Annotated in this window: 18 protein-coding genes; 11 read left to right on the top strand and 7 right to left on the bottom strand. The window is 41.0% G+C overall.

What is annotated here, in order from left to right:
• The first annotated feature begins 442 nt into the window (after positions 1-442).
• The 6 genes from AC21OG_RS00950 (at position 443) to AC21OG_RS00925 (ending at position 9,460) form a co-directional block, all read left to right on the top strand.
• Positions 443-1,678: a lipoprotein-releasing ABC transporter permease subunit gene (locus AC21OG_RS00950; RefSeq protein WP_486547860.1), complete on the top strand. Its 1,236-nt coding sequence runs from the start codon at positions 443-445 to the stop codon at positions 1,676-1,678.
• Positions 1,679-1,864: 186 nt separating this feature from the next.
• A complete protein-coding gene (gene lolD, locus AC21OG_RS00945; RefSeq protein ID WP_487377100.1) occupies positions 1,865-2,551 on the top strand; it encodes a lipoprotein-releasing ABC transporter ATP-binding protein LolD in 687 nt (228 codons plus the stop codon).
• 68 nt (positions 2,552-2,619) lie between these two features.
• Entirely contained in the window at positions 2,620-5,901 is a 3,282-nt protein-coding gene (locus AC21OG_RS00940) for a ComEC/Rec2 family competence protein (RefSeq protein WP_487377098.1), read from the top strand.
• Positions 5,902-6,399: 498 nt separating this feature from the next.
• On the top strand, positions 6,400-7,473 hold the full coding sequence (gene sppA, locus AC21OG_RS00935) for a signal peptide peptidase SppA (protein WP_487377096.1): 1,074 nt from the start codon (positions 6,400-6,402) through the stop codon (positions 7,471-7,473).
• A gap of 112 nt (positions 7,474-7,585) precedes the next feature.
• The gene (locus AC21OG_RS00930; RefSeq protein WP_487377095.1) at positions 7,586-8,461 is read left to right on the top strand and encodes an alpha/beta fold hydrolase; all 876 of its coding nucleotides are present in this window, start codon (positions 7,586-7,588) and stop codon (positions 8,459-8,461) included.
• 228 nt (positions 8,462-8,689) lie between these two features.
• Entirely contained in the window at positions 8,690-9,460 is a 771-nt protein-coding gene (locus tag AC21OG_RS00925) for a CPBP family intramembrane glutamic endopeptidase (RefSeq protein WP_487377094.1), read from the top strand.
• Positions 9,461-9,616: 156 nt separating this feature from the next.
• Here the strand turns inward: AC21OG_RS00925 and dusA are convergent, their stop codons facing one another.
• From dusA to AC21OG_RS00905, 4 genes are all read right to left on the bottom strand, one after another.
• Entirely contained in the window at positions 9,617-10,642 is a 1,026-nt protein-coding gene (gene dusA / locus AC21OG_RS00920; RefSeq protein ID WP_487377092.1) for a tRNA dihydrouridine(20/20a) synthase DusA, read from the bottom strand.
• A gap of 84 nt (positions 10,643-10,726) precedes the next feature.
• The gene (locus AC21OG_RS00915; RefSeq protein WP_486547853.1) at positions 10,727-12,034 is read right to left on the bottom strand and encodes an MFS transporter; all 1,308 of its coding nucleotides are present in this window, start codon (positions 12,032-12,034) and stop codon (positions 10,727-10,729) included.
• A gap of 93 nt (positions 12,035-12,127) precedes the next feature.
• On the bottom strand, positions 12,128-14,224 hold the full coding sequence (locus AC21OG_RS00910) for a phospholipase D family protein (RefSeq protein ID WP_487377090.1): 2,097 nt from the start codon (positions 14,222-14,224) through the stop codon (positions 12,128-12,130).
• 176 nt (positions 14,225-14,400) lie between these two features.
• Complete coding sequence (locus AC21OG_RS00905; protein WP_491185052.1) at positions 14,401-15,342, bottom strand: NAD(P)-dependent oxidoreductase; 942 nt, start codon at positions 15,340-15,342, stop codon at positions 14,401-14,403.
• Between the two features lie 724 nt (positions 15,343-16,066).
• On the opposite strand from AC21OG_RS00905, the gene AC21OG_RS00900 reads away from it, so the two are divergent.
• The 5 genes from AC21OG_RS00900 (at position 16,067) to AC21OG_RS00880 (ending at position 20,600) form a co-directional block, all read left to right on the top strand.
• Complete coding sequence (locus AC21OG_RS00900; RefSeq protein WP_487377155.1) at positions 16,067-17,251, top strand: O-succinylhomoserine sulfhydrylase; 1,185 nt, start codon at positions 16,067-16,069, stop codon at positions 17,249-17,251.
• Between the two features lie 483 nt (positions 17,252-17,734).
• Positions 17,735-18,067 carry a YbaB/EbfC family nucleoid-associated protein gene (locus AC21OG_RS00895; RefSeq protein WP_491185051.1) on the top strand — a complete coding sequence of 111 codons (333 nt, stop codon included), beginning with the start codon at positions 17,735-17,737 and terminating at the stop codon, positions 18,065-18,067.
• Between the two features lie 237 nt (positions 18,068-18,304).
• The gene (gene recR, locus AC21OG_RS00890) at positions 18,305-18,892 is read left to right on the top strand and encodes a recombination mediator RecR (protein WP_486547850.1); all 588 of its coding nucleotides are present in this window, start codon (positions 18,305-18,307) and stop codon (positions 18,890-18,892) included.
• 106 nt (positions 18,893-18,998) lie between these two features.
• Positions 18,999-20,348, top strand: coding sequence for a ribonuclease D (locus tag AC21OG_RS00885; RefSeq protein ID WP_487377087.1), 1,350 nt, complete (start codon positions 18,999-19,001; stop codon positions 20,346-20,348).
• Positions 20,349-20,474: 126 nt separating this feature from the next.
• The gene (locus AC21OG_RS00880; RefSeq protein ID WP_486547848.1) at positions 20,475-20,600 is read left to right on the top strand and encodes a hypothetical protein; all 126 of its coding nucleotides are present in this window, start codon (positions 20,475-20,477) and stop codon (positions 20,598-20,600) included.
• A gap of 2 nt (positions 20,601-20,602) precedes the next feature.
• On the opposite strand, the gene AC21OG_RS00875 is transcribed toward AC21OG_RS00880, so the two are convergent.
• The 3 genes from AC21OG_RS00875 to AC21OG_RS00865 form a co-directional block, all read right to left on the bottom strand.
• Positions 20,603-21,208, bottom strand: a complete 606-nt coding sequence (locus AC21OG_RS00875) for an esterase/lipase family protein (protein ID WP_491185065.1) — start codon at positions 21,206-21,208, stop codon at positions 20,603-20,605.
• Between the two features lie 265 nt (positions 21,209-21,473).
• On the bottom strand, positions 21,474-24,365 hold the full coding sequence (gene gcvP / locus AC21OG_RS00870) for an aminomethyl-transferring glycine dehydrogenase (protein WP_487377083.1): 2,892 nt from the start codon (positions 24,363-24,365) through the stop codon (positions 21,474-21,476).
• A gap of 339 nt (positions 24,366-24,704) precedes the next feature.
• Complete coding sequence (locus AC21OG_RS00865) at positions 24,705-25,523, bottom strand: nitroreductase family protein (RefSeq protein WP_487377081.1); 819 nt, start codon at positions 25,521-25,523, stop codon at positions 24,705-24,707.
• Positions 25,524-25,686: the final 163 nt, after the last annotated feature.

Raw genomic sequence — 25,686 nt, 5'->3', positions numbered from 1 at the left:
CGAATGTTCCACACGCCCTAGTTATTATTATTGAATTAAGAACCTAGTTGTTTAGTATTTGATTTCAAGTAACTGGATTTTAGTAGCTAGATTTTAGTAGCTAGCTTTCTAGTACTTAAATAGGGACGAGTTGTCTGAATACAAGCTCATATCCTTATTATGATTGTGTTATTGGTTAAATTAAGCAATTATATTATTGAAAAGTCAGCAGGTTAAGATAATTGTCCCAATCAAACATAGCCAAAAGGTTACTATTTGTGTCAAACTATGCGTTTTATAATGACATCATCTTATAAAAATAATCAGTTGCAGGCTAATAAGCGTCTATTAGGTCATCATAATATAGCCTAAGCAATACCTAAACAGTAGATGTCATCATTATTATCTATCATATTATTTTTCGTTATATTCATTAATACCGAATTGGTTAAGAGCTTGTATTATGTTTCGTCCGCTAGCTTTATTTTTAGGGTTACGCTATACGCGCGCTGAGCGCAGTAACCGATTTATTTCCTTAATTTCGTTCATCTCAATGATAGGGTTGACACTGGGTGTCGCTGTATTAATTACCGTGTTATCAGTTATGAACGGTTTTGATCGAGAATTGAAGACCCGTATCTTAGGGATGGTGCCTCAAGCCACTGTGATTTCGTCTCAAATACTGCCAGATTGGAAAGACTATGCCGCTGAGATTGAAAAAGACCCTGAAGTAGTTGCTGTGGCGCCTTTTATTGAGCTTCAAGGTATGCTGACCTCCAATGGCCAAGTCGCTGGTATTATGGTGACAGGGGTAGAGCCTGATTATGAAAAGAATGTCTCTATTATCAATCAACACATGGTAGAGGGCAGTATTGATACCCTTGAAGATGGAGAGTTTAATATCGTGCTGGGTGAAAGCATGGTGGATGCCCTTGGGATTCACATCGGGGACAAGGTTACATTAGTTTTGCCAGAAGCGTCGCCTTCTCCTGCAGGGGTTATTCCTCGCTTTAAGCGTTTTACATTAACCGGTGTCTTTAGTATTAGTCGTGAAGTGGATAATCTAGTTGCTTTTATTCCCATGGGAGATGCAGCCACATTATTACGCTTACCGAATGGTGCGCAGGGTATAAGAATGAAGCTTAATGATATCTTCTTAGCGCCGCAAGTGGCACAACGTGCTGCAAATATTGACTCAACTAATCTATATCCTAATGACTGGACGCGTACGCATGGCAATCTATTTGGTGCCATTCAAATGGAAAAAGCCATGGTAGGCTTGCTGTTACTTTTAATTATTATTGTAGCGGCGTTTAATATTGTCTCAAGTCTGGTCATGCTTGTCACAGATAAAAAAGCGGATATCGCTATTTTGAAGACATTTGGTGCTTCCCCTAAGTTGATAACTCAGGTGTTTATGGTACAAGGCTTAGTTATTGGGGTGATTGGAACCGTATCGGGCACTATATTAGGCGTGATATTAGCGCTGACAGTCGGTGATATATTAGGGTGGGTCAATCAGGCATTCAACCTACATTTATTCGATGCTTATTTTATCAATTACTTGCCAACTCAGTTACGTTTGACTGATGTGTTGCTTATTACGACCACATCGTTTTTACTTAGCTTTTTAGCAACTATTTATCCTGCGCGTCGTGCTGCCAGAATTCAACCTGCTCAGACGTTACGGTATGAGTAATAGAGGTTTATTGAAACCACTTTCAAAGCCGTGTGGTTAGTGCAGAGAGATAAACGGTTATACATAGTTCTGCCGAGAACAGTGCATTCAATAAAAGGGCTATAAAAGAGCTGAGCAATGCTTGCCACTGTATTGAAATGTATATAAACGAGTATTTTAAAGAAGATCCGTCACCGAGAAAAAATTATGTCAGAAATTTTAGTCGCTAAAAATATCAATAAAATTTATGATGAAGGTAATATCCGTACTCAAGTTTTGACAGGGCTTGATTTAACTGTCCGAGCAGGCGAGCGTATTGCTATCGTTGGCGCTAGTGGGTCAGGTAAAAGTACTTTGCTGCATCTACTTGGTGGTTTAGACGTACCGACCTCAGGGGAAGTATGGCTACATGGAAAATGCCTAAATCACATGAATGAGACAGAACGCGGCGATATGCGGAATAAATATCTAGGGTTTATTTATCAGTTTCATCACTTATTACCAGAGTTTAGTGCGATTGAAAACGTGGCTATGCCTTTATTGCTCCGTAAAGATTTACCGGTTAAAGAGGCTCGTCAACAGGCGGTAGACTTGTTAGAGAGAGTCGGCTTGTCACATCGGCTTGAGCACCGTCCAGGGGAGCTTTCAGGTGGGGAGCGTCAACGAGTCGCTATTGCTCGTGCATTGGTGACTAAGCCTTCTTTGATCTTGGCAGATGAGCCAACGGGTAACTTAGACTATGACAATGCCCAGAGCGTTTTTGCCTTACTCGCTGAGTTACAAGCCACTATGCAAACGGCTTTATTAATGGTGACTCATGATAGAGTACTGGCAGATATGGCTGATAGACAGATGTTACTTAAAAATGGTAAATGGGAAAACTTTTCCAATTAGGTAGTCTATAGACTCTACTCTAAATTTTCTTAATCATTATCTGATAATGCAGAACTAAGGACTTATATTTGATTTGGCTAACAGGGAGTGTTGCATTTGCATTAATGTTAGCCATTTTAGAGTTGCATCCTAATCAACTTGCCGCTATAAGTCTCTCTGTTGGAAGTCGAGCAGATAATGAACGTTGGCAGGATGCCGCCAATTTATTAATTGCCTTGCTTATGGTGATGGCAGTGTTGCCTTATTTATTTAGGCGTCGTCTAATAAGCTTTAATCTATTTGGCTTTAAGCAATTAAAAGTTAACCAAATAAAGAGGCAATTAAGATTTTGGCATCGTCGAACACCTCCTTCCTCACCTATATCTCAAGACCAACGTCACGCTATCACCTCGACAAAGCCTGTCATACCCTTAGCATTCTTAATGAAACTTACAATGGTTATAACCTTCTGGGCTGCTGTATTGTGCAATACGGTAGCCCAGCGTCTATACGCCATTGAACATTCTCCATCCAAAATGCACTATGTTGAGGCTTTGGTCACCCCGATAGGCTTAAGTGATAAACGTTTAGACATACAGCAAGATGAAGTAGAGCAAGGCTATCGGCAACTGGTAACGCTTAGCGATATCAAAACCTACTCTCAGCAACACTCACACTATGATAGCTTTGGGCAAGCATATAATAAACAAAGCCGCACTCATGAAACGAATCAGCTCAACAATCCCTTCAAGTCTCAAAACAGCCTAAATACCAGTTTGGCCCCTTATTCCAGATTAACGGAGCAAGGGCAGCAAAGCGTTAAAGATTTAAAGATAGATATCGACACTACAATAAAAACCAAAGCAGACAAATATGTAGATAAAGACAGTAATGTTGATGACCCATTCCCACCAACTATGATCGTTATGTTGCAGTCCTTTGAGTCGGAAAATAAAGCCCTCAATGAATTGGCGGTCAATCAAAGTCGGCGTATGAGACTGGTACTAAGTCCTTTAAAAGTTTTAGAGCGTCACCGTGGCAATAATCAGTCTAACCGTACAGAAGAGTTTGATGAGTATCGTTGGTTGGGTAGTCGACATGCTACGGCCAAAGCAATTCCTTTAAAAGTTGACTTTAATCAGCTAACAGAATCACCAAACCTAACAGTAAGGCAAAAGATAGATCTCAAGCGCCTCACGTTTCGCAGCCATTTTCTTAAACTACAGGCATCTCATTCAAAGTTATCTGCAGATACCGCTCAAACTGAAACTGAATTAATAAGTGATGAAAAATCTGCCTTAAATTCAAGTTTTAACTCTCATCTTAAGTCAGAGTCTGAACTCAAATCAGAATCTATTTTACCGTTCGCAACAGATGATAAAGAGAAAGCAGAACCTAAAAGTCATGATCACAATCAGTCGATTGCCATTACCTTAAGTTTATTGACCGGTGATCGTAGTTTGATTACAACAGAGATGACAGATTTATATCGCTTTGCAGGAATATCACATTTGTTGGCGATCTCCGGTACTCATGTATTGTTTTTAGCAATGTTATGCGCAACCGCTTTTACATTTTTAATTTCAAAGGTTGCGCCCAGCATTTATAGAGGGATACCGCGCTGGCAATGTGCCTTTGTCATCGCGGTAGTGGCTGCTTTGTTATACGCCGTTTTTGCAGGTTTTGATGTACCTGCGGCTAGAACGGCGTTTATGTTAATACTGGTTGGCTCTGTTAGGATGTTGTTGGCGGTGGCTTCGGTATTTAAAGTGTTGTTGGTGTTGGCACTTGGGATGGTGTGGGTTGATGTGTTTGTATTATGGCAGGCAGGATTTTGGTTATCGTTTATTGCAGTAGCAGTATTGGTCGCTTACAGTAAGCGTTGGGAGCGGCATGATCATCATATCGCCCATAGTGAAACCCGGCCAATCAATCGAACAATAAGTAGCCTTCAAAGCTTTAAAAAGGCCTTATTTAACTTGTTAAAGCTACAAATGTGGATGTCTTTGTCTTTATTACCCCTTAGTCTATGGCTATTTGGCAAGGTGTCTTTATGGGGTTTTGTTGTCAATTTATTTGCCATAGGATTGTTTGGATGGATTATTGTCCCTTTAAATTTACTGGCTGGTGTGTTGTATAGCTTAGCGCCATTATCACCTTTATTATCCTTTACATCGTCCATTGCTGATAAGATATGGCAGATAGACTTTTGGATATTGGATAATTTCCATGACGTGTTGATTAATTTGCAGTCTATATTCCAGCAATCAGGTTGGATATATAGTGACATAAGCTTACCGATACTGATTTTGATATTTTTAGCGGCATTACCCCTGATGCTTCCTAAAGGCGTATTAAATCGTGTTGTCAGTATTGCACCATTAAGCTTGATTGGGGTTATTGTATTCGCAAATGCAAAAACGCTTGAAGGCTCTGTCCAAATCCGAGTCATAGATTCTAAAATATCTTTAGACTCTCATACTATCTCATCCACCTTGATTCAGTATAATCATCAAGCATGGTTGCTAATGTCCGCTTACACTAAGGGCTATAATGCCAATGATAACTCTGTAGATAGGCTATCAGATGAAGATATTCTACATCTAACGCAAAATTTTTACGATGCACTTAAATATCAAAAGATCAATGGACTAACGGGAGTGATTGTACAAACGTCAACTCCTGAGCTAGCTTCTGTCGTTGCCAGCTTACGTAAGGTGCTGCCGATATCCCAATACTGGCAAGCAGGGTTATCTGCAAATAGGGCAAAGGTAAGTAGGTTACTAGGTGATTCAAATATAGCCGCACAAAGCTGTCAGGAAGGTAGAGCTTGGCAAACACCCAAAAAATCGCAGATAAAGAACGATACTCTATCTTCATTCAGTCTTACTGCAATCACAGGGTGGGAGGATATAAATGATCCTTTAGTGTGGGACTGTGCAATCGAGATTACTAGCACAGAGGCTGTTGAGTTACTGCATAATACTCAAGTAAATAAGAATCAACTTAGTAGGACAACTCTCGCATCAAAAATAGAGAGCAGTACTGATTTGCATAAAGATGATATACATATTGAAAAGTTTAAACACCTAACACCTAAAAAGGGTGAGACTGATGAAACCAACTATGTGATACTATCTAGCAGTGCCAGCAAGTCCCTAATTCAGCTTTGGAATTTAATATGTTCAGGGAATGAGAGTGCTGAAAGACCACACTTGCTGACGCCTTCACAAGCCTATATGGATGACAATATGATTAATAACTTACGTCCATATACATGGCATATCTTAGATCAAGATATAGAGGCTGCAAACTCTAAATTAAAACAATCACACCTATATTGGGCGCAACATTTTGGCATAAATGATTAAAAATCTACTATTCATTAGTATTAGACTGCTAATAAACTCTAATGACTAGTACTGAGTGCTTAAATATTTCCCCATTAAACCATTTAACAATTGGAAATAATTCACCTTAATTATTTACAGAATTACTCCTGACAAACAAGCGTCGTGTCAGGTAGAGTTGTATTTTGCAAATAAATTATGGTTATACCTAAAAAGAATAGTATTTATAATAATTTCATAGTTGATTTTCTATGACTATTGATGTATATGCTTAATACCTGTTTAGTTTTAATACGTAAAATAATTAAAAATTACTTTAATTAATTTACTATTGAAAATGGGCTTTAATTAATAAGCTCATTCTTAAACTAAGCACTAGACCTGTTTTATTAAATTAAGTTGTTAAAATTCAAACGCAGTTAATTTGTAATCATTCATTAACAGTTAGAATAAATTTATCCAAATATTTTTAATTTATTTTAACTTCATTTTCTAATTTAAGTAGGACGTACTTTTTATATGTCAAACTGGCCACCAGATCCTGATAAGGTTCCTGATAATAATCAAACCCCAAAAAATCCTGAAAAAATGACGCCCCAATCTCCCCGTATTCCCGTCTCAGCTGGCGGTAGGGAATGGCATCTACTCGAAAAAACCCTATTGGCTAGTATAGAAGAGCAGCGCCGATCGCGTCGATGGCGTATGATATCTAAGCTACTAACGTTGGGTTTTTTACTGTTAATTACCTTTTTATTAGTGAAAGGTTGCACACCCAATGATAGTAATATGACCACGGTCGATGTGAGCAAGCCTCATATTGCTGTTGTCGATCTGCAAGGGGTGATTAGCGCCGATGACCCGGCAAATGCCTATGACGTGAGCACGGCTCTAACCGAAGCTTTTGAAGCGAAGGGCTCTAAAGCGGTCGTGTTAAATATAAACTCACCGGGTGGCTCGCCTGTGCAGTCTGATGAAATATGGCAGACAATGATGACATTGCGCAAAGAGCACCCTAATAAGAAATTGTATGCTGTCATTGGCGATATGGGAGCGTCAGGCGCCTATTATATAGCCTCAGCCGCTGATGAAATATATGTCAATCCGTCGAGTCTTGTAGGCTCAATAGGTGTGATAATGCCAAGTTATAATGTTGAAGGTCTGATGGATAAGATTGGCGTAAAAGATGCTACCTTAACGGCGGGCGAGTATAAAGATATTCTAAGCGTCAGCCGCGACTTAAGCGAGTTTGAAAAAGCGCATGTTAAGAGTGTCTTGGATAATACGCACAAACATTTCATAGATGCGGTGAAACAAGGTCGGGGTAATCGATTAAAGAATCCTGAAGAAAACAATCTATTTTCTGGATTATTTTGGACAGGAGAGCAGTCAATCAAATTAGGCTTAGCCGATAAAGAGGGTAGTCTGATGACCCTTGAGAAAGAGCTAAAAATCGATGAGGTTATTAATTATACGCCTGTAGATCCCTTACAAATGTTCCTCGAGAATTTTGCTGTAAAAATGGGTGCAGGGATTGGCTCTTCGATTGAAATGAAGCTTCTACCTCAAGAACAATCAACTGCTGAGATGAGATAAGTCCAATCAAGTTGACCTCATAAGATTGGGTGTCAGCTTTTTTGTTTTTTCGTTCATTATCGTTAACAGTTGCATGGCTGGTAGCGTCAGAATTTAAGAGGATCATATTAGGATGAACAGCACTAACCTTAATGTAGATCTATCAAGTTTGCCTGTCTCTAAATTAACTGGCAAGCCAGTCATTCACTTTGCCCATGCTAATGGTATGCCTAGTCAGGTATACCAGACTTTATTTAACGCTTTAGAAGCGGACTTTACCATCGAATATATTCCAACTTTAGGGTTCGATGAAGCAGGAAATGTTGCTTATCACATAGACAATCATTGGAAAAGTCTTACCCAGCAGGTGATAGACAGCGTTCAGGCGGTTTATAAAAAGCATCAAGTCGCGGTCATCGGGCTTGGACATTCATTAGGTGCTCTATGTACCTTAAAGGCGATGTACCGTAAGCCGAAGCTCTTTTTGCAGTCGGTACTTATGGACCCACCCATTATCTATGGGCGAGATAATTTGCTTTGGCATTTATCCAAACTTGTCTCTCCCAAAACAGTCGATAAGATGTCACCGGCAGGTATTTCAAAAAGAAGACGGGATATATGGGACAGTCGTAAGCAGGCGAAAGACTTATTACGTCCAAAAGGTTTCTTTAAAAACTTTGACCCTCGTACTTTCGATGATTATATTGAACATGGCTTAAAGCAATTACCGAATGGTTCTATCACGTTAACCATTCCCAAGGATACTGAAGTTGCTGTATTTAGAACCAATCCGTCATTGTTTTGGCTTTCACCAAATAAACCCCCTAAGAGACCTGTAACACTAATCATAGGGGATAAGAGCCAGTTTTATGAACGTAGATTTCCACAAAAAATAAGAAAGCGGCTTTCTATCCCTTTCAAATTACATCCTGGTGGACATATGTTTCCCTTAGAGCATCCTGATTCTGTTGTTCAAATGATAGTAGCAACGATTGCTGAACAAGCATAATATAGCTTTTAAAGCATCTTTTAATTTTGAGCATCTTTTAATTTAAGCACTGTATTATTTAAGCACTATATTATTTAAGCATAGTTCAATTCGCTTTTGGTCTATGATTAGACTGGCTTGATAAATCTTGACGTCAGCTAATATCGTCCTTCTGTATTGATTTGATAGGTAGTTATTCTTTTTATAATGAACAAAATTCAACCCAACAAGCCAGATTCTATAGAGTATATGACAAACCAAACGTCGAAGCTGTTTTCAAAGGCAGGTGCAGTTGCGTTAATTATTGGCTTCGTAGGGTTGTTTTTTATTCTTCAATTAACGGGGGTCTATTTATTTGCCCCTTATGTGTTAAACGATCCCTCTTTAACACCCTTGCAGCGATTTGGTATGGGAGGTATTAATGGTACGGTGACAAGCTACACCATGTCATTGACGTTTGCAGGGATTGTGACTATTACTTATCTCATCGTTAAATTGCGTTTAAATCACTTACGCTCGAAATATCACTCTATTGGAGAGAATCTCAAGGTCAGAGACTATTTGGCAATACGCTCTTTTCCTCTTCATATCGGTGTGGGCGTAATGGGTCTATGGCTCTTATTTATTATCGCCACTGAGTCTGCTAACTATGTGTTAGATCAAGATCCGACAGACTTTGTGGACGCGTTGTACTTTAGTGCTGATCCCAAATGGCTGCTCATCGTGACGATGGTAGTAATTGCCCCGATTTATGAAGAAGTCATATTTAGAGGTATACTGTGGTCTGCGATTAAAGAACAATTTGCCGATAAAAAAGGGGTGTGGATTGCTACTATTATAACCAGTCTCATATTTGCAGTGATTCATTTGCAATATGACTTATATGAGATGAGTGCCATTTTTATTCTTTCTTTGTTACTAGGCTTTGCTCGCGCTAAATCACGCTCTCTTTTACTGCCTATCCTCATTCATATTGTAAATAATGCAGTTGCTATGTGGCTGTACTTGATAGTCAATTAACCTCATCAATAATTTTAGAGTGTGTGTTTGGCAGTTGAGGAGAGCTCAACGTTCAATTCTTAAATTCCTAAATTCTTAAATTCCTAAATTCTTATATGACGAACCTTATATGTACTAAATTGTCTATGTACTAAATGGTCTATATATAGGCACAATTTATGTTTTGGCATTCTCAATATAGCGCAAGGTTTGCTCGCCAGCCTCACGTATTTGCTCCACACTAAGGGTTTGTTTACCACTTAATGCCTGTCGCCACTTGCGCGCTCCTGGCAACCCTTGGAATAAGCCAAGAAAATGTCGGGCAATAGAGGTTAAGGGCTCACCTTTGATGACCTCCTGTTCTAAGTAGGGATATAGCTGTTGTAATATCTGCTTTCGAGTAGGTGGTGTCTCACCCCATAATTGTCTAGCTTCTGCTAATAAGTATGGATTTTGATAAGCGGCACGACCAATCATGACGCCATCCACCTGTTGAAGATGAGCTTTTATTTGATCAATGGTAGTAATGCCGCCATTAATTTCAATATTGAGACTCGGGAACTCTTGCTTTAGGCGGTAAACATCCTCGTAACGAAGTGGCGGAATTTCGCGGTTTTCTTTCGGACTCAATCCTTTTAACCATGCAATACGGGCATGTACGATAAATCTCTGGCAACCCGCCTCAGCACTTGCTGTCACAAAATCACGCATAAATTCATAATCATCATAGTCGTCTATTCCGATACGGTGTTTAACGGTTACTGGAATATCCACTTCTGCCTGCATGTGACGCACTAAACTTGCTACAGTGTGCGGTTCTGCCATCAAACAAGCGCCTATTTTATTATGCTGAACCCTATCAGATGGACACCCTACATTGATGTTTACTTCATCAAAGCCACGTTTTTGCGCCTCAATCGCACCATGAGTCATCTCTTTTATATCCGCACCACCCAGTTGTAGCACCAAAGGGTGTTCGCTGGGATCAAAGCGCAGTAGTCGATCGGTATTTCCATGAATGATAGCACCCGTAGAAATCATTTCTGTGTAGAGATAGACATGAGGATTGAATAGACGGGCAAAATAACGATAGTCGCTTGTCGTCCAGTCAATCATGGGCGCAACCGATAAGCGCTTATCTCTCATATTGAAGAGCGTCGTGTTGGCGGACTGAGGGTCGATCGCATTATTCTGATAAGTCATAGTTTTTTTGAGCTATTTAAGTAAAGGGTAGGTGCGTTTTTTGTAATAGGTTTAGCCATTAGCTATAGTTAACCGTAAATTGTTTTATAACTTAAGAGAGTCATCTAAGTTTCGAAACTTCGGTAAACGATAAATATACAGCCCAATGATAAAAATTAATAATCCAACAAAGGTGATGTATAAAGCAGGCGAGAAGCTAATAATATTGGTGGCATATGCCAGACTAAATGGCAAAACTGTGCCGACAATGGCATACATGAAATTGTAAGTTAACGACACAGCAGTAACTCTAATCTCAGTTGGAAATAACTGTATTAAGATAACCGTACATAAACTCATCACACCGGTGCAAAATCCTAAGATTGCATACATAAATAAGATATAGGCGCCGCCGCCATTTTCTAAATGATAATAAAAGGCTAACGCTTGAAATATGAGTGCGAAAGAACCGATCATAAGCGCTTTACCCGCACTGCTTTTGTCAGCTAATAAGCCAAAGAAAACACATCCTAATATCAAGAAAAATAAGCCTAAGTTTTTTGAGAAGCTTAGCATTGACTCATCGATACTAAACTTCATTGAAATGAGTTCAGGTAATAGCAGGGCAACAACGATCGTTAAGCTTGCAAAAATAAAGGTTAGTATTAGCGCTAAGAATATAGCATTAAATCGTTTAAATATTGGGGCTAATTCAACAAGCTTGGGTATAAAATGATGTTTATTTTTTTGGTTAAGATATATCGGAGTTTCCTCCAATGTGTGCCAGAGCAGCAGGCTGATAAAACTTAACATAGCGCCCCAAACAAAGGGGATTCTCCAACCACTTTCAATGAGTTGGGCTTGAGTATGGGTGCTATTGATAATCTCAAAAATAAAAATGGATCCTAGCTCACCAAATACAAAACTTGCAGTAACGATGCTAAGATACGTCGCCAAATTGCCTTTAGGCACATGCTCGGCAATAAATACCCAACCTAACGGAGTATGGGCCCCAAAGGCCATACCTTGAATCATCCTTGCACCAAAGAATAATATAGGGGCAAGCATGCCAACTTGTGCATAGGTTGGTAGGCAGGCAGTAATTAAAGCCATAATGGCAATGCCAGATGAACTCATCAATAATGCTGGCTTGCGGCCCCTAACATCCGCATAACGTCCTACCAGCATGGCGCCTATAGGACGGGTAAGATACCCTGCCATAAATAAGCTTAATGCTTGTAATTTCATCAAAAGCGGATCTTCATTTACCGGAAAAAAGGCGGCGCTAATAATATCTGCCATAAAAAGGTAAATTAAAAAATCAAAAAAAGAAACAGCATTTCCAAAGCAAATGACCATGACTTGCTTAGTGGATACTGTGCTTTTATCATTCGATAGGGCTACAAAAGGCATAATATTATCTAATAGTAAAAAAACATGTGAAAATGATGTTAGTGCTATTTTAGTATTTCAGTCTGATAAGCATTCGAAGATCTAAAACTAAGGTTACAAAAGCCAGTCAATAGGCATATACGATAGAATTTTAATCCAAAAGGTATCTGAAAAATCAGTAAATGGCTCTTTGTCATAAATAATGAGTTGATTATTTTCAATAGTTTGCCATTGAAGACGGCCTTTATCCGTTAGCACTAGCTTATAAGCATTAGAAAGTATGTCATCGCTAATAGCATCATGTAATTTAGCGGTCAGTGCGGCATCTTCAATGACAACGCCCAACTCAGTATTTATATTGGCAGATCGTGGATCAATATTATAGGATCCGATAAAGGTATGCGTGTCATCAACCGCAAATACTTTAGCATGTAAGCTGGTCGAGGACTGTGTGCTTGTCCGCCAAACCTTGTTTTCTCTATCTTCTTCTGCATTGGCTTTTAACTCATATAGCTGAATACCGGCTTTTATCAAGGGAATACGCCATTGTGCGTACCCCGAATGCACCGCAGCGACATCCGTGGCATTAAAAGAGTTGGTCAATATAGTCACTTGTACCCCTTGTTGAGACAGCTTTATTAAAGTGTCTACCCCTTCTTTGGTAGGTACAAAATAAGACGAAACAATCGTTAATTTATGGACTGGTGTGCCAAGTAAGTTTCTGAGTTGAGTGACAAGATGGGTCTGCGGGTTATCATCGTTAATTAATTTATCAACCTCATCACTCATAAAAGTTATAGGAACCCAACGAAACGGCACCTTTTTATTAATAAGATCGATACCCACTGTCGATTCTTTAAGGGCCTGATTATAATTGGACAAATCAACAATGTCATCTAAATCCTCTAATTTGGTAGGCGTTATTTTATTTAATAAACGAATAAAGTCTATTTTATTAATTGAACCATCTTCCATTAAGAGCGAGGAGCTACTCACTAAGATGTCATTGACTGAAGCGCTATTGACTGAGGAGCTATTTAACGAGGGGTTATTAATTAATAAGGGGTTATGAACTAAGGTCTCAATATCATATGAGACATCAGAGCGCCAATACTGCTCAAAGCTTGCGTTAATATCAGTCACAACGTCACCAATGAGTAACACGTCAAGATCAGCAAAATGACTGCTGCCTCGGTTAACTTCGGCGTTCACATTGCGACTAAGGGTAGGATGACTTAGATACTCATCACCCACATTACGACCCCCAATGATGCTTAACTGCCTATCAAACGTCATGCTTTTATTGTGCATACGATGATTAATACGGCGCAGATCCGTCAAGTAGTTTAAAGCGTGTAACTTGCGATGTGCCATTGGGTTGATAAACCGTACCGCTATATTAGGGTGACTGGCAAAACTTAAAAGGAGCTGGTCTAATTCAGCATTACTATTAAAGTCATCTAGCAGTAAGCGAACGATAACGCCGCGTTCAGCAGCTAACCATAGCTGCTTTAATAATAATTGTCCTGCTTGATCGTTATGCCAAATATAATATTGAACATCAATACTGTTACTTGCCATATCCGTCAAAATACTACGTGCAGCAAAGGCATTGGCCCTAGTGACTATCGGGTGATAGCCTGATAAATTAGGATGAGATTGATTTTGCTCGTCTATAGACTGTGATAGCTGACTATTGTTTGCATTGCGCGTGGTAGAAGCGATCGCTATATTATTCTTATAAACTGTGTTAGATAATAATTGCGGTGGTCGATCAGAAGTCGTCGATGCAGTATCGTCAGTTTTAAAAATGCGAGTATCTTTAGTGCTATCAGTATTATGAGTGGTATCTGTATCAGTAGTGATCTGTGTATTACTGTTATTGTCTAAGCTATGATGCTCAAAGTTAGTGTATTGGTCGGTTGGCGCTAACTCTTGTGTCAGCGGTTGTATCTCTAACGGTTCATTTGATAGTTGTTCTTTTTCAAACAACTGATTTTGAGCATAGCGATTGTCTATTAGCTTAGTAAGTTCAATACTTTGTGGAACATGAGGCTCTTTTGGTAAGGTACTACAAGCGCTAATCCATATTGAGATCAAACAAAATACGCTAAATTTAAATATGCGTATGACACTTGATAAAGTGTTAATGCAAGCGTTCATGCCGCTGTCAGAAAGATCAGATAGACAGTCAATTCTCTTATTAGCCATAACAGTATTTCTAGTCATTTAATGGGGTCTTCTGTTCTTAATACTGTCTATTGATGATTTAATTAAAACCCTAATATATTCGAAAGGTGACTCACAGTAATATTACCCTAACAAGGTTTATATCAATGTTTAGTCAGTTTTTCAGTCGGGTCTATATTCAGGACTTCACTAGGAACTTAAGTACGGTCATTAGTCAGGTCAGCAGTCAGATGGTCTTCAATAGTGACGCCACTCATCATTTCATAAAATTTTGCAAATTCTGAGAAGTCGGCTTCACCGGGTTGGTGCTGATTGCTAGCTGCTCGAATTAAGCTTGCAACTTGTGCCATTACGGGCGTCGGTACTTGTTTAGCAGTTTGTAGATCAATCGCTATACCGCAGTCCTTGGCCATTAAATCTATAGTGAAGGTTTTTGGAAAGGCACGATTGACAATGCGGTCTGGGAGGGTAGCTGATGTGGCAAAGCTTTGACCACTTGCTTTATTAATACAGGCCAAAGCGTTGGTTGGATTGACCCCGTGTGCTTTGAGTACGGACAATCCTTCTGCCGCTGCCCATGCGTTAATGGCAAAAAGCGTATTATTAACTGCCTTGACGGCGAAGCCAGCGCCGCACTCCCCAACATGGACAATGAAACCTGCAAAACATTCGATAGCAGGCTTAGCGTAGTTTAACGCGGCTTCATTACCGCCAACCATGACGGTTAAAGTCCCGTTATCTGCGCCAACCGTTTGTCCTGACACTGGGGCATCTAAGAAGTCGCAACCAACGTTTTGCAACATATCTTGACTGGCCTTAGCCTGATGAGGAACGCCACTGGTGCAGTCAACCCATACACTATTTTCAGTTAGATGAGGCAGCGCTTCTTTAATGACCTGATCGACGACATCACTGGTTGGTAGACAGGAGACTATAACATCAGCAGTGACCGCCTTTTCTAGAGGCACTGCAATTGTACCGAATTGCTGAGCATGATCTTGAGCTTTATCAAAAGATCGGTTCCACACCATCACAGTCTCAAAGCTGTTGACTAAGTGTTTCGCCATGTGATGACCCATCGCACCAAGTCCGATAAAGCTGACTGATTTGGGGGACGAACTTTCATATTTAGGGGTCATGGTGCGCTCCTGATTGTATAGTGAAGGGTATCGTGTCTTAGTGTGTCTCATCAAACCTAAATTAAAATAGACACTATAATTTGACTAAAAATTTTAACGCGGGTTTCGCTATAAGGCACCACACGTTAAACAATGTGCAAGCTATAATATGACTATATCATTTAATAATAAAGTTAATGTATATTGTAATTTAAAATGGCGACACTTGCGATTAAAAGGTTAGTCCGTATTCTCGGTAGATACTCTTGCGTAGGACTTATGACGCATTTGTTGCTACTTGCACTCGGTTGCCTTGTAACCATTTTAGACTTCTTTGACTATAAATAAATCCTTAATAAATAACCGTCTAATAAATAACCGTCAGTTGCCGATCAAAGCTTAGATACTTGTTATATTTGAGTAAGTCCTATGGCGTTTAAATGAGTCAAAAAGGCTAAATCTTGTTATCTTGTTATACAGACCCTAATTAAAATCAAATAAATCATTAATTTATTGTTAAAATAGCGTATTTTATATCGTATATCATTTATTAATGACTAAAACCTATTTTTAACCCCTAAGACTTATTAGCTGAAAAACTATGACAAACACCTCACAAACCCATACTGATACCCATAACTCTGATTTAAAACCTACGAGTAGCGCTATAGACAACAATCAAGTAGATAACCAATTAGACAAAAACTGGTCTGATGATGCGCTCGATTTAAGTCTCGATTATGCAATGCAAACCATGGCAGTGCGAGCGGGTCAACATCGGACGGATGAAGGTGAGCATGGTGAGCCAATATTTACCACAAGCTCATATGTCTATGACTCTGCCGCTGATGCCGCCGCTCACTTCAATGGGGAAAAAACCGGCAACGTCTATTCGCGCCATACCAATCCGACAGTACGTACCTTTGAGCGTCGTTTGGCGGCTTTAGAAGGGGGCACACGGGCTGTAGCGACCGCGTCAGGCATGGGTGCAATCATCACCATGTGTTTGGCTTATTTAAAACAGGGTGATCATATTATCGCCGCCAAACAGCTTTTTGGATCTTCAGTAGGCCTGTTTAATAACTTCATGGGTAAGTTTGGGGTGAGTATTACTTATGTGGATTGCTTTGATAATGACGCCTGGGCCAATGCAGTTCAGGCTAATACGAAATTATTTTTTTGTGAGACACCAAGCAATCCTTTAGGGCAAATTGCAGATTTAAAAGCCATTAGTGACATTGCGCATGCTCATAATGCCATCTTTGCGGTGGACAACTGCTTTGCCACCCCTGCCATTCAGCGCCCACTCGAGTTTGGCGCGGATGTGGTCGTACACTCTGCGACTAAGTATATTGATGGTCAAGGACGCGTCTTAGGCGGTGCCTTGGTCGGAAGTGAGGAGCTCATGCAACAAGCATTCGTCGTGGTAAGATCTTGTGGTATCAGCATGAGTCCATTTAATGCTTGGGTGTTTGTTAAAGGGCTTGAAACCCTCAATTTACGTATGCAAGCGCACTGCGATAATGCCAACAAAATTGCAGCGTTTTTGGAGGCGCATCCAAATATAGAGAAGGTGCATTTTTCAGGTTTAAAAAGCCACCCGATGCATGAGTTGGTTAAAAAACAACATCACCGTGCAAACTGTTATGGTGCTATTATGGGCTTTGAAGTCAAAGCGGTCGGCGAGCATAGTATGCAGTCTGCTGCGTGGCATGTTATCGATAATACAAAGATGGTGTCTATTACCAACAACTTAGGCGATGCAAAAACCACCGTCACTCATCCCGCGACGACGACTCATTTTAGAATTTCAGCGGAAGCCAGAGCTGAAGCAGGGGTGACGGATGCGTTGATTCGACTCTCTGTTGGCTTAGAAGATGTGGATGATATTATAAAAGACTTGGCTCGAGGGTTAGACAGTCTGGCATAATGTGTCACAACTGTAATGGGTTCACACACTTTTTATTAGGAGTTACGCAAAATCTAAATAGGGTGGCGACTTGTGATCATTTATATGCGCTGGCTGTACAGTGGTTCCAGAGGCGCTATAAATAATCCCCAGTCGCCTGTAACTAGCTGAAATAGTCGCTACTGCGTAAGTCCTATTTGTAAAAAATAACTTATCGAAAAGCGGTTTATTGAATAGCATCCTTATTAAACTTAAGGCTGGCGTTGTGACACACAGCTAAACCATAAGTCCTTAGACAGCTTGTCCGGTTATCAGTATAATGTGACACTTACACTATCGTTATTGATACTTTTAAGCCTAAAACCATCACACATTAAGTTGGGATAAAAGCCGCAGGTCTCATCCCTTAATTTAACAATACTTATTTAACAAAATTTTTATTTAACCAATCTATTAGTCAAGATTAGTCAAAATTTAATTCATCGATAATTTAAAGAGGGTATTATGAATATTCAAGCATTGATGCAACAAGCACAAACCATGCAAAAGCAAGTCGAAGCCAATGTTGAAAAGGCAAAAAAAGAGCTTGCTGATAAAGAAGTTCAAGCTGAAGCGGGTAATGGTTTGGTAAAGGTCACGATGACTGGCCGTCATGTGGTCAAGCGTCTTACCATTGACCCAAGCTTGTTAGAAGATGAGCCGGATATGATTGAAGACTTAATCGCTGCCGCTATTAACGCTGCTGTGACCAAGGCGGATGAGTTATCAGAAACCACGCTAGCAAATGCCACCAGCGGCATGGGTCTACCACCAGGTATGCAAGGTTTGTTCGGTTAACTAACTGTTTGGCTAGCTTTTGATCAGCTAGTTAAATAGTGATACGAAGATAGGTTGTTATATTAGATTAAGTGTAGAATGGGGTGGTAATATTTAAATTACGCCCCATTTTTTATAGTGTCGTCTATTATTACGTTACCTTTAATAGAGTTCTCTATTATAGAGTTGTCTATTATTGTGAAAAACTGAGTTGAAGCTGAGTTAAATTGAATGAGTTAAATTTAAAAAGGTGATTGATTGTTAACCGAAAAATTTGATAATTTGGTTAAGCAGCTGCGTGTACTACCCGGTGTTGGTCAAAAAACGGCCCAACGTATGGCATTGCACTTGCTTAATGGTAAACGGCCACAAGGTGCAGCATTGGCTCAAGCGCTAGATGTTGCCATGCACGATATTATCGAATGTCGTCAATGTCACTCCTTTAGCGACCACGAAATCTGTCCGATCTGTCTTGATCCTCGGCGTGATGATAGTGTGTTATGCGTGGTTGAAACGGCTGCTGATGTCATGGCGATAGAGCAAACGGCGGGTTATAGGGGTCGCTATTTTGTATTGGGGGGACATTTATCGCCTTTAGATGGTATCAATGCCGATGATCTGAATATAGATCAGCTGGTCAATCTGGTCAAAACAACGCCAGTTGAAGAAATTATTCTAGCCACCAGCACCACGGTAGAAGGGCAAACCACGGCTCATTTTATAAGTGAAGCCGTACGTCGTCATGTGGGCAAGGTGACCCGTATCGCGCAAGGGATACCAATGGGCGGAGAGCTCGAATACTTAGACAGTATGACCTTATCGCAAGCTCTACAAAATCGCTCGTAAGCTATTTTAGTAACCTAAACTTCTTTAATAATCCAACCTTCTTTAATAACCTAATCTTCGAACCTATAAAAAAACAAAACCGTTGACTCAGTCAGAGCAAACTTATATGTCAAATCAAGCAACCCAGTCTTTTCAATCTCAAAGCGCTTCTAACCCTCAAAGCACAGCAAACCAAACATCGTCTCCTTTAGATGATAAAAGTGCCAAAGAACCCAAAACAGCCACTATTAATGACCCCAGTCAACTGCTCGATGTTAATGTCATTAAGAAACAGCTTGAGTTAGCGGAAAACTTGCCTGTCAAATGGGTAACTGACTTTGATTCGTTAGAGAAGTGCCTTGATGATTTGGAAACCCATGAGCGAATTGCATTAGATACTGAGTTTATTAAACGCAATACCTATTTCCCTATATTGGCATTGATTCAAATAAATACAGGGGAGACGATATACTTAATTGATGCGCCTAAGCTTGACCTTACGGAGTTTTGGGTCGTATTAGAGGATATGCCCACTATGATTTGGCATGCTTGCGGCGAAGATTTGGGGATATTCTACCTGCTATCAGAAAGTCCGGCGTTAACCAATGTGTTTGATACTCAGATTGCTTTATCTTATCTCACCGGTCAACTACAGATGGGCTATCAGCAAGCCTTGGGTCAGCAGCTTGATATTCGGGTTGAAAAGGGCGAGAGTCAATCAGACTGGCTGGCCCGACCTTTGACTCATGATCAAGAAAGTTATGCCATCGATGATGTGCGTTACCTGTTAGCGCTATATGATATTTTGCAACAACAACTGCAAAAAAAGAACTTACTAGACAAGGTGGTAGAGGACTGTCAGCTCTATACCAAAGAGCTATTTGAGTCCGCCAATATTGAGGATGATGCCACCTATTTAGCGATGGCAGATTTCCGCTATACGGGTGAGCAGCTGGCAGTATTGCAAGCCGTATCAAGCTGGCGTGAATCGTTAGCGCGAGCGACTAATCAGCCTAAAACCTTTATCTTAAAAAAACAAGCCGTGCGAGATGTGGTGGTTGAGCTGCCAACGACGATGAAACAGCTGACACAAAAGACCACCATTCATCGCAGTATAGCGCGGTTATATGGGGAAGAGTTACTCGCTGTGATTAATCAGGCGCGACAGTTACCGGTTGCGGAGCAGCCTGGGCGTATATTGCCCCCTTATCGCTCAAAGGATAAGACGGTTTCAAAAGCTGTGAATCAAGCGGTTAAAGCCTATGAAGCAGAAACGGGCGTGCCTGCGAATGTGCTGATGCGCAAAAAATGGCTGACCCAATTGTATGAAATGGTCGCCTATGATCTGCCTATTGAGACGTTGCCAGAAGGCTTAAAAGGCTGGCGTAATCAGTGGGTGATGCAGACACTTATTCCGTTGATTGAGTCTCATAAGGTCGCTTTACAGCAAGGCATGCAGGCGCAAGATGAAGAGTAATATCAAATCGTAGAAAGGGTTTTAATGTGTCCTTTATTGAACTTTTTAAGGTTCATAAATTTGGAGCTATTCCTGCTTTTCGCTGCTATCTCCTTGACTGAGTAAGGCAGATGGCTAGGCTCATTAGTGTCTCTTGCTTCGCGAGCCACCTATGAGCAAGCCCCTGCATCTTACTCAGCCAAGCAGTATATCCGCTTCAATCAGGGCTATGTCACCCTACGTGTTTATAGTCACACTATCATTGAGGTTTAAACTCAATCTCTTTTAAACTTTCCATGATTTAAAAAGTAAATCGCCTGCTGAGCCACCTCTTTATTGACTAACATACCCGTGTGTGACACAGGCAACACGATATGATCTTTTGCGTTAGGTAGATAGGTTTCATACACATACACTGAGCCGTCGTGCTCACCTTTATTATCGGGTAATTTTGATTTTGTCTTGTGGTAGTTTAAGACCAGTTGCCCTAAGCCATAAGGCGAATTGCCGGCTATAACGCCCAAGCTAATCTCTTCTTTTAAAGGCGCAGTCTGACCATCTAAAGCATTTTCAAACGCATTACCGATTAAAGGGGCGGCGAGCTTTTTGGCATAATTTGCCGTGACGCTACCGGCGTGGGGCGTGCCTAGTGTGACACAACGTCCGATTTTCCATTGAGGAAATCTGGCGATAAAATCACGAATAACCAGACCCCCTAAGCTATGCCCGACAAGGTTAATCGGCACCTCAGGATTATGATTGTCCGTTAACCACTTATTTAAGCTATCACTGTGCAGATCGATACTGTCCCGCAGACTATGATAGTTATGCAGGTGCGTCTCAAAGCCATTCTTTTTAAACGCTTTGGCCATTAACGTCATGATCCATCCCGTTTGATGCAGACCATGAATTAATACGACGAAGGGGCGGGGATTGGGGGATGACTTTGACACGCGGGTTATCCTGTCTTACTAATGAAATAATTGATTATCATACACTATAGTTGTATCTAAACTAAAGCGGTACGGTATTAGCATCAATAAACGTCATTAGCATAAATGTAATTTAAAAACCATCCAAAAAAAACACCTCCGAACTTTTCATTCGGAGGTGTTTAACAGTGCTATTGTCAGATTAGCTATTCGATTACATATAATTTTCGATGCTTGGGCAACTACACATTAAGTTTTTATCGCCATACACATCATCAATTCGGCCTACAGATGGCCAGAACTTGTGTTCACGGATATAGTCTAATGGGAATGCTGCAGTATCGCGACTGTAGGGATGTGACCAGTCAGAACCTGTGATAACAAAGGCAGTATGCGGTGCGTTTACTAATGGGTTATCATCCACTGTCCAGCCGTCTGTACCCGCTTTCACTTTCATGGCTTCTTGTCTAATTGACTTTAGCGCTGAGATAAAGCGATCAAGCTCATGCTTAGCTTCTGACTCAGTAGGCTCAATCATTAGCGTGCCAGCGACAGGGAAGCTCATTGTAGGCGCATGGAAACCATAATCCATTAAGCGCTTGGCGATATCCGCCTCACTAATACCAGTCTCTTCTTTCAAAGGACGAATGTCGATAATACACTCGTGAGCCACACGGCCGTTTTTACCTGTATACAGAATCGGGTAGTCATCTTTAAGCTGGCTGGCAACATAGTTTGCATTTAATAATGCAGTCTTAGTGGCTGCAAGCAGACCATCACGGCCCATCATAGTGATGTACATCCATGAGATAGGTAGAATGCTCGCTGAACCATAAGGCGCAGCAGAGACAGCAGACGTATTATTTGGCGCATTGAATACCGGAGTCACACTGTGGTTGGCTTTAAAGGGCGCAAGATGCGACTTCATACCGATAGGACCCATGCCTGGACCACCACCACCATGTGGAATACAGAAGGTTTTATGCAGGTTCATATGCAGAACGTCAGCACCCACTTCAGCAGGCTGCATAATACCAACTTGAGCATTCATGTTGGCACCATCCATATAGACTTGTCCACCATGATCATGGATAAGCTGACACATATCACGGATACCGGGCTCAAACACACCATGTGTCGATGGGTAAGTGATCATTAGGGCGCCAAGGTTATCACTGTGTTCTTCACATTTGGCTTTTAAGTCAGCCATGTCAACGTTACCGTTTTCATCGGTATTGACCACCACCACTTGCATTCCCATCATTTGTGCCGTCGCAGGGTTGGTGCCGTGTGCTGATTTTGGAATCAGACAGACAGTGCGATTAGACTGTCCCAGTGATTCGTGATAACGGCGAATGGCGAGAAGGCCAGCGTATTCACCAGAAGCGCCAGAGTTTGGCTGCATAGAGATATCATCAAAGCCAGTGATTGCTTTTAATTGCTCTTGTAAGCTTTCAATCATCGCCAGATAACCGGTCACTTGATCTTGAGGTGCAAAAGGATGCACATTGGCAAACTCATTCCAAGTAATCGGCAACATCTCACTGGTGGCATTAAGCTTCATGGTACAGCTGCCCAGTGAAATCATACTGCGGTTCATCGCCAAATCTTTGTCTTCAAGCTTTTTCAAGTAACGCAGCATCTCGTGTTCAGTATGATGCGAATTAAAGACAGGATGAGTCAGAATATCATCTGTACGCAGGACTGCTGCATCAAGGGACATTTCAGCGTCATGTGAAAGTGACTGCGCTTTGTTATTAAACAACTGAGTTAATACTTCAAAATCAGCCGCGTCACTGGTCTCTGAAAAAGAGACAGATAGTTTAGTGTCGCCTTCACGCCATAAGTTGTAGCCAACATTGTCCGCATTTTCGAAAATCTGTGATGCCAGCTTCTCTGAGCCACAGTCAACCAATACCGTATCAAAGATATTGTCGTGAACCACCTTTAACTCATTGTTTGCAGACTTAATGGCGTTACTAAATGCCGTTGCCATCGCATGAATACGAGTTGCGATGCGCTTTAGACCCTCTGGACCATGGTAGACCGCATACATACCTGCTAGGTTGGCAAGTAAAACTTGCGAGGTACAAATATTTGAATTGGCTTTTTCACGGCGAATATGCTGTTCACGAGTTTGTAGCGCCATACGTAAGGCGACATTGCCTTGAGCGTCCTTGGATACACCAATGATGCGACCAGGCGCTGAGCGTTTTGCTTTATCAGTAAAGGCAAAGTAGGCTGCATGTGGTCCACCAAAGCCCATCGGAATACCGAAGCGCTGGGTGCTACCTAATGCCACATCTGCACCCATATCGGCAGGAGACTTAAGGAGTACCAAGCTCATGATATCACTGACCACCAACGCATAGGTTTTATTTTCTTTAACAGCAGCAATGACGTCCGTTAAATCTACCACATCACCTTCACGTCCAACATATTGGAAGATCGCCCCAAAGAAGTCACCTGATTTTGCGGTTTCAAAATCACCGACCACAACCTCCCAGCCAAAGTATTTAGCACGGGTTTTAATCACGTCTAGAGTCTGCGGATAAATACGCTCATCGACGAAAAACTGGTTGGATTTGCTTTTGCTAACGCGCTTGGCCATTGCCATACCTTCCGCCGCCGCTGTGGCTTCATCAAGTAACGACGCACCTGCCATCTCAAGGCCGGTCAAATCAATACAAACTTGCTGGAAGTTTAACAAGGCTTCAAGACGACCTTGTGATATCTCAGCTTGATAAGGCGTGTAAGCGGTGTACCAACCTGGATTTTCCAACACATTTCGCTGAATGACGGCTGGCATGCGCACAGGAGAGTAGCCTTGACCGATATAGCTTTTGTTGACGGTTATGTTATCCGCCATAGTACGTAGCTTGGCTAACGCATTATGCTCGCTCATAGCTGACGGTAAATCAAGCGCCCGGTTCATACGGATCGCTTCAGGCACAGTATCTGCAATAAAGCTGTCCATGTCATCATAGCCCACTGCTTTTAGCATGGCTTGTTGATCATTAGCACCCGAACCAAGATGTCTGGATACAAAGCGGGCATCATCAAATAAACTGTCAAATGATAAGTTAGAGTTAGTTGGTGAAGTCATTGCAGTCCTTAATATTCAATATAACGAGGGGCTGAGGTTTGCAGGAAGGCAAACGTTAACGATAGTTACGGTACTTATTTATAGTGCTTAATTACCGTACTTACTTATCGTGCTTACTTACAGTACTTAATTATGTTACTTACTTAAAGTAATTGGAATTATTGAAGCGGTTGACAGTACTCATAGTAGTGGCATTGCTTAATAGCGGTATTGGTTCAAAGCTTAATAGCGGTATTGATTCATATTTAGGTTTTGACATTAGGTTTTGCTGTTAGGCATTGCAAGATATAGACCTTGCAAGTTGCCTATATAACAAGACGTTGCCAATACTGCTTTGGGTTATACTTGTTTGACAAACTGATCATAATCAAATCTATACTGATCACTATAGATGCCTCTTTCCGCACGCTCACCGGCACCGATAATCATAACGACATGGTGATCCGGCGATAGATTTAATAGTTTTTTTAGTGCAGGCTCATCAAACCCACCCATTGGGCAGCTATCAAAACCATGTGCACGTAGGGCGAGCATTAAGTTCTCTGCTGCTAACGCCGTATTGTTTGTCGCCCAGTTTTTAATATCTTCAAAAGTATAATAAGGCGTTTTAACGGGGCCTTTAAACTGTCGTACCGCTTTAGTGAGCCCACGCTTGGCAATAGAGATAACGCCAGCTGGACCACGTAAGAAGTCAAGAGGAACAATTTGGCTGTAGTATTTTTTAACCTTTTCCGGAACAGGCGAGTGTGGAAACTCATCAAGATTTTGTTTTGCATGCTGTTTCCATGTATCCGTACGTGCCACAACAGCAATCAATTTATTTGCCGTTTTAGCACCATTTTGATTCATACAAATACGATTGGCCTGTTGACGGATACTTGGGGTGTCAATAATGTAAAATTCCCAAGGTTGCAAGTTACTAGAGTTTGGCGCAAGCATTGCCAACCGCAAACAATCTGCCAAAACGTCATCTGGTATCGGCGTATCGGTAAACTTCCTTACTGAGCGGCGAGACTCCACCACTTCAGTAAATGCTGCTAAATGGGGTGCTGATGGCTGAGTAGCGTTTTTTTTGCGCTTATTATGATGCTGATTGTCATTCTGATTATCATGGTTTTGAAAGTTGCTGGGTGTACTATTTTGAGGCTGAGTAGACATAACAAATATCCCTAAGTGTCCGTTAAGTGTTGAGTTTAAGATGTCTCCATATAGTCATGGATGTACTAAATAGGCATGCTTAACACACCGAAGTCGCCAATTTGTGAATAGTGAGCGTCACCCCATCCATGACATGACGCTCGCAATACATCTTTAAAATTAT

Source organism: Psychrobacter sp. CX5 (genome assembly GCF_057621535.2).
The sequence above is the reverse complement of the archived record's forward strand: the minus strand, read 5'-3'. Positions and strand labels throughout refer to the sequence as shown.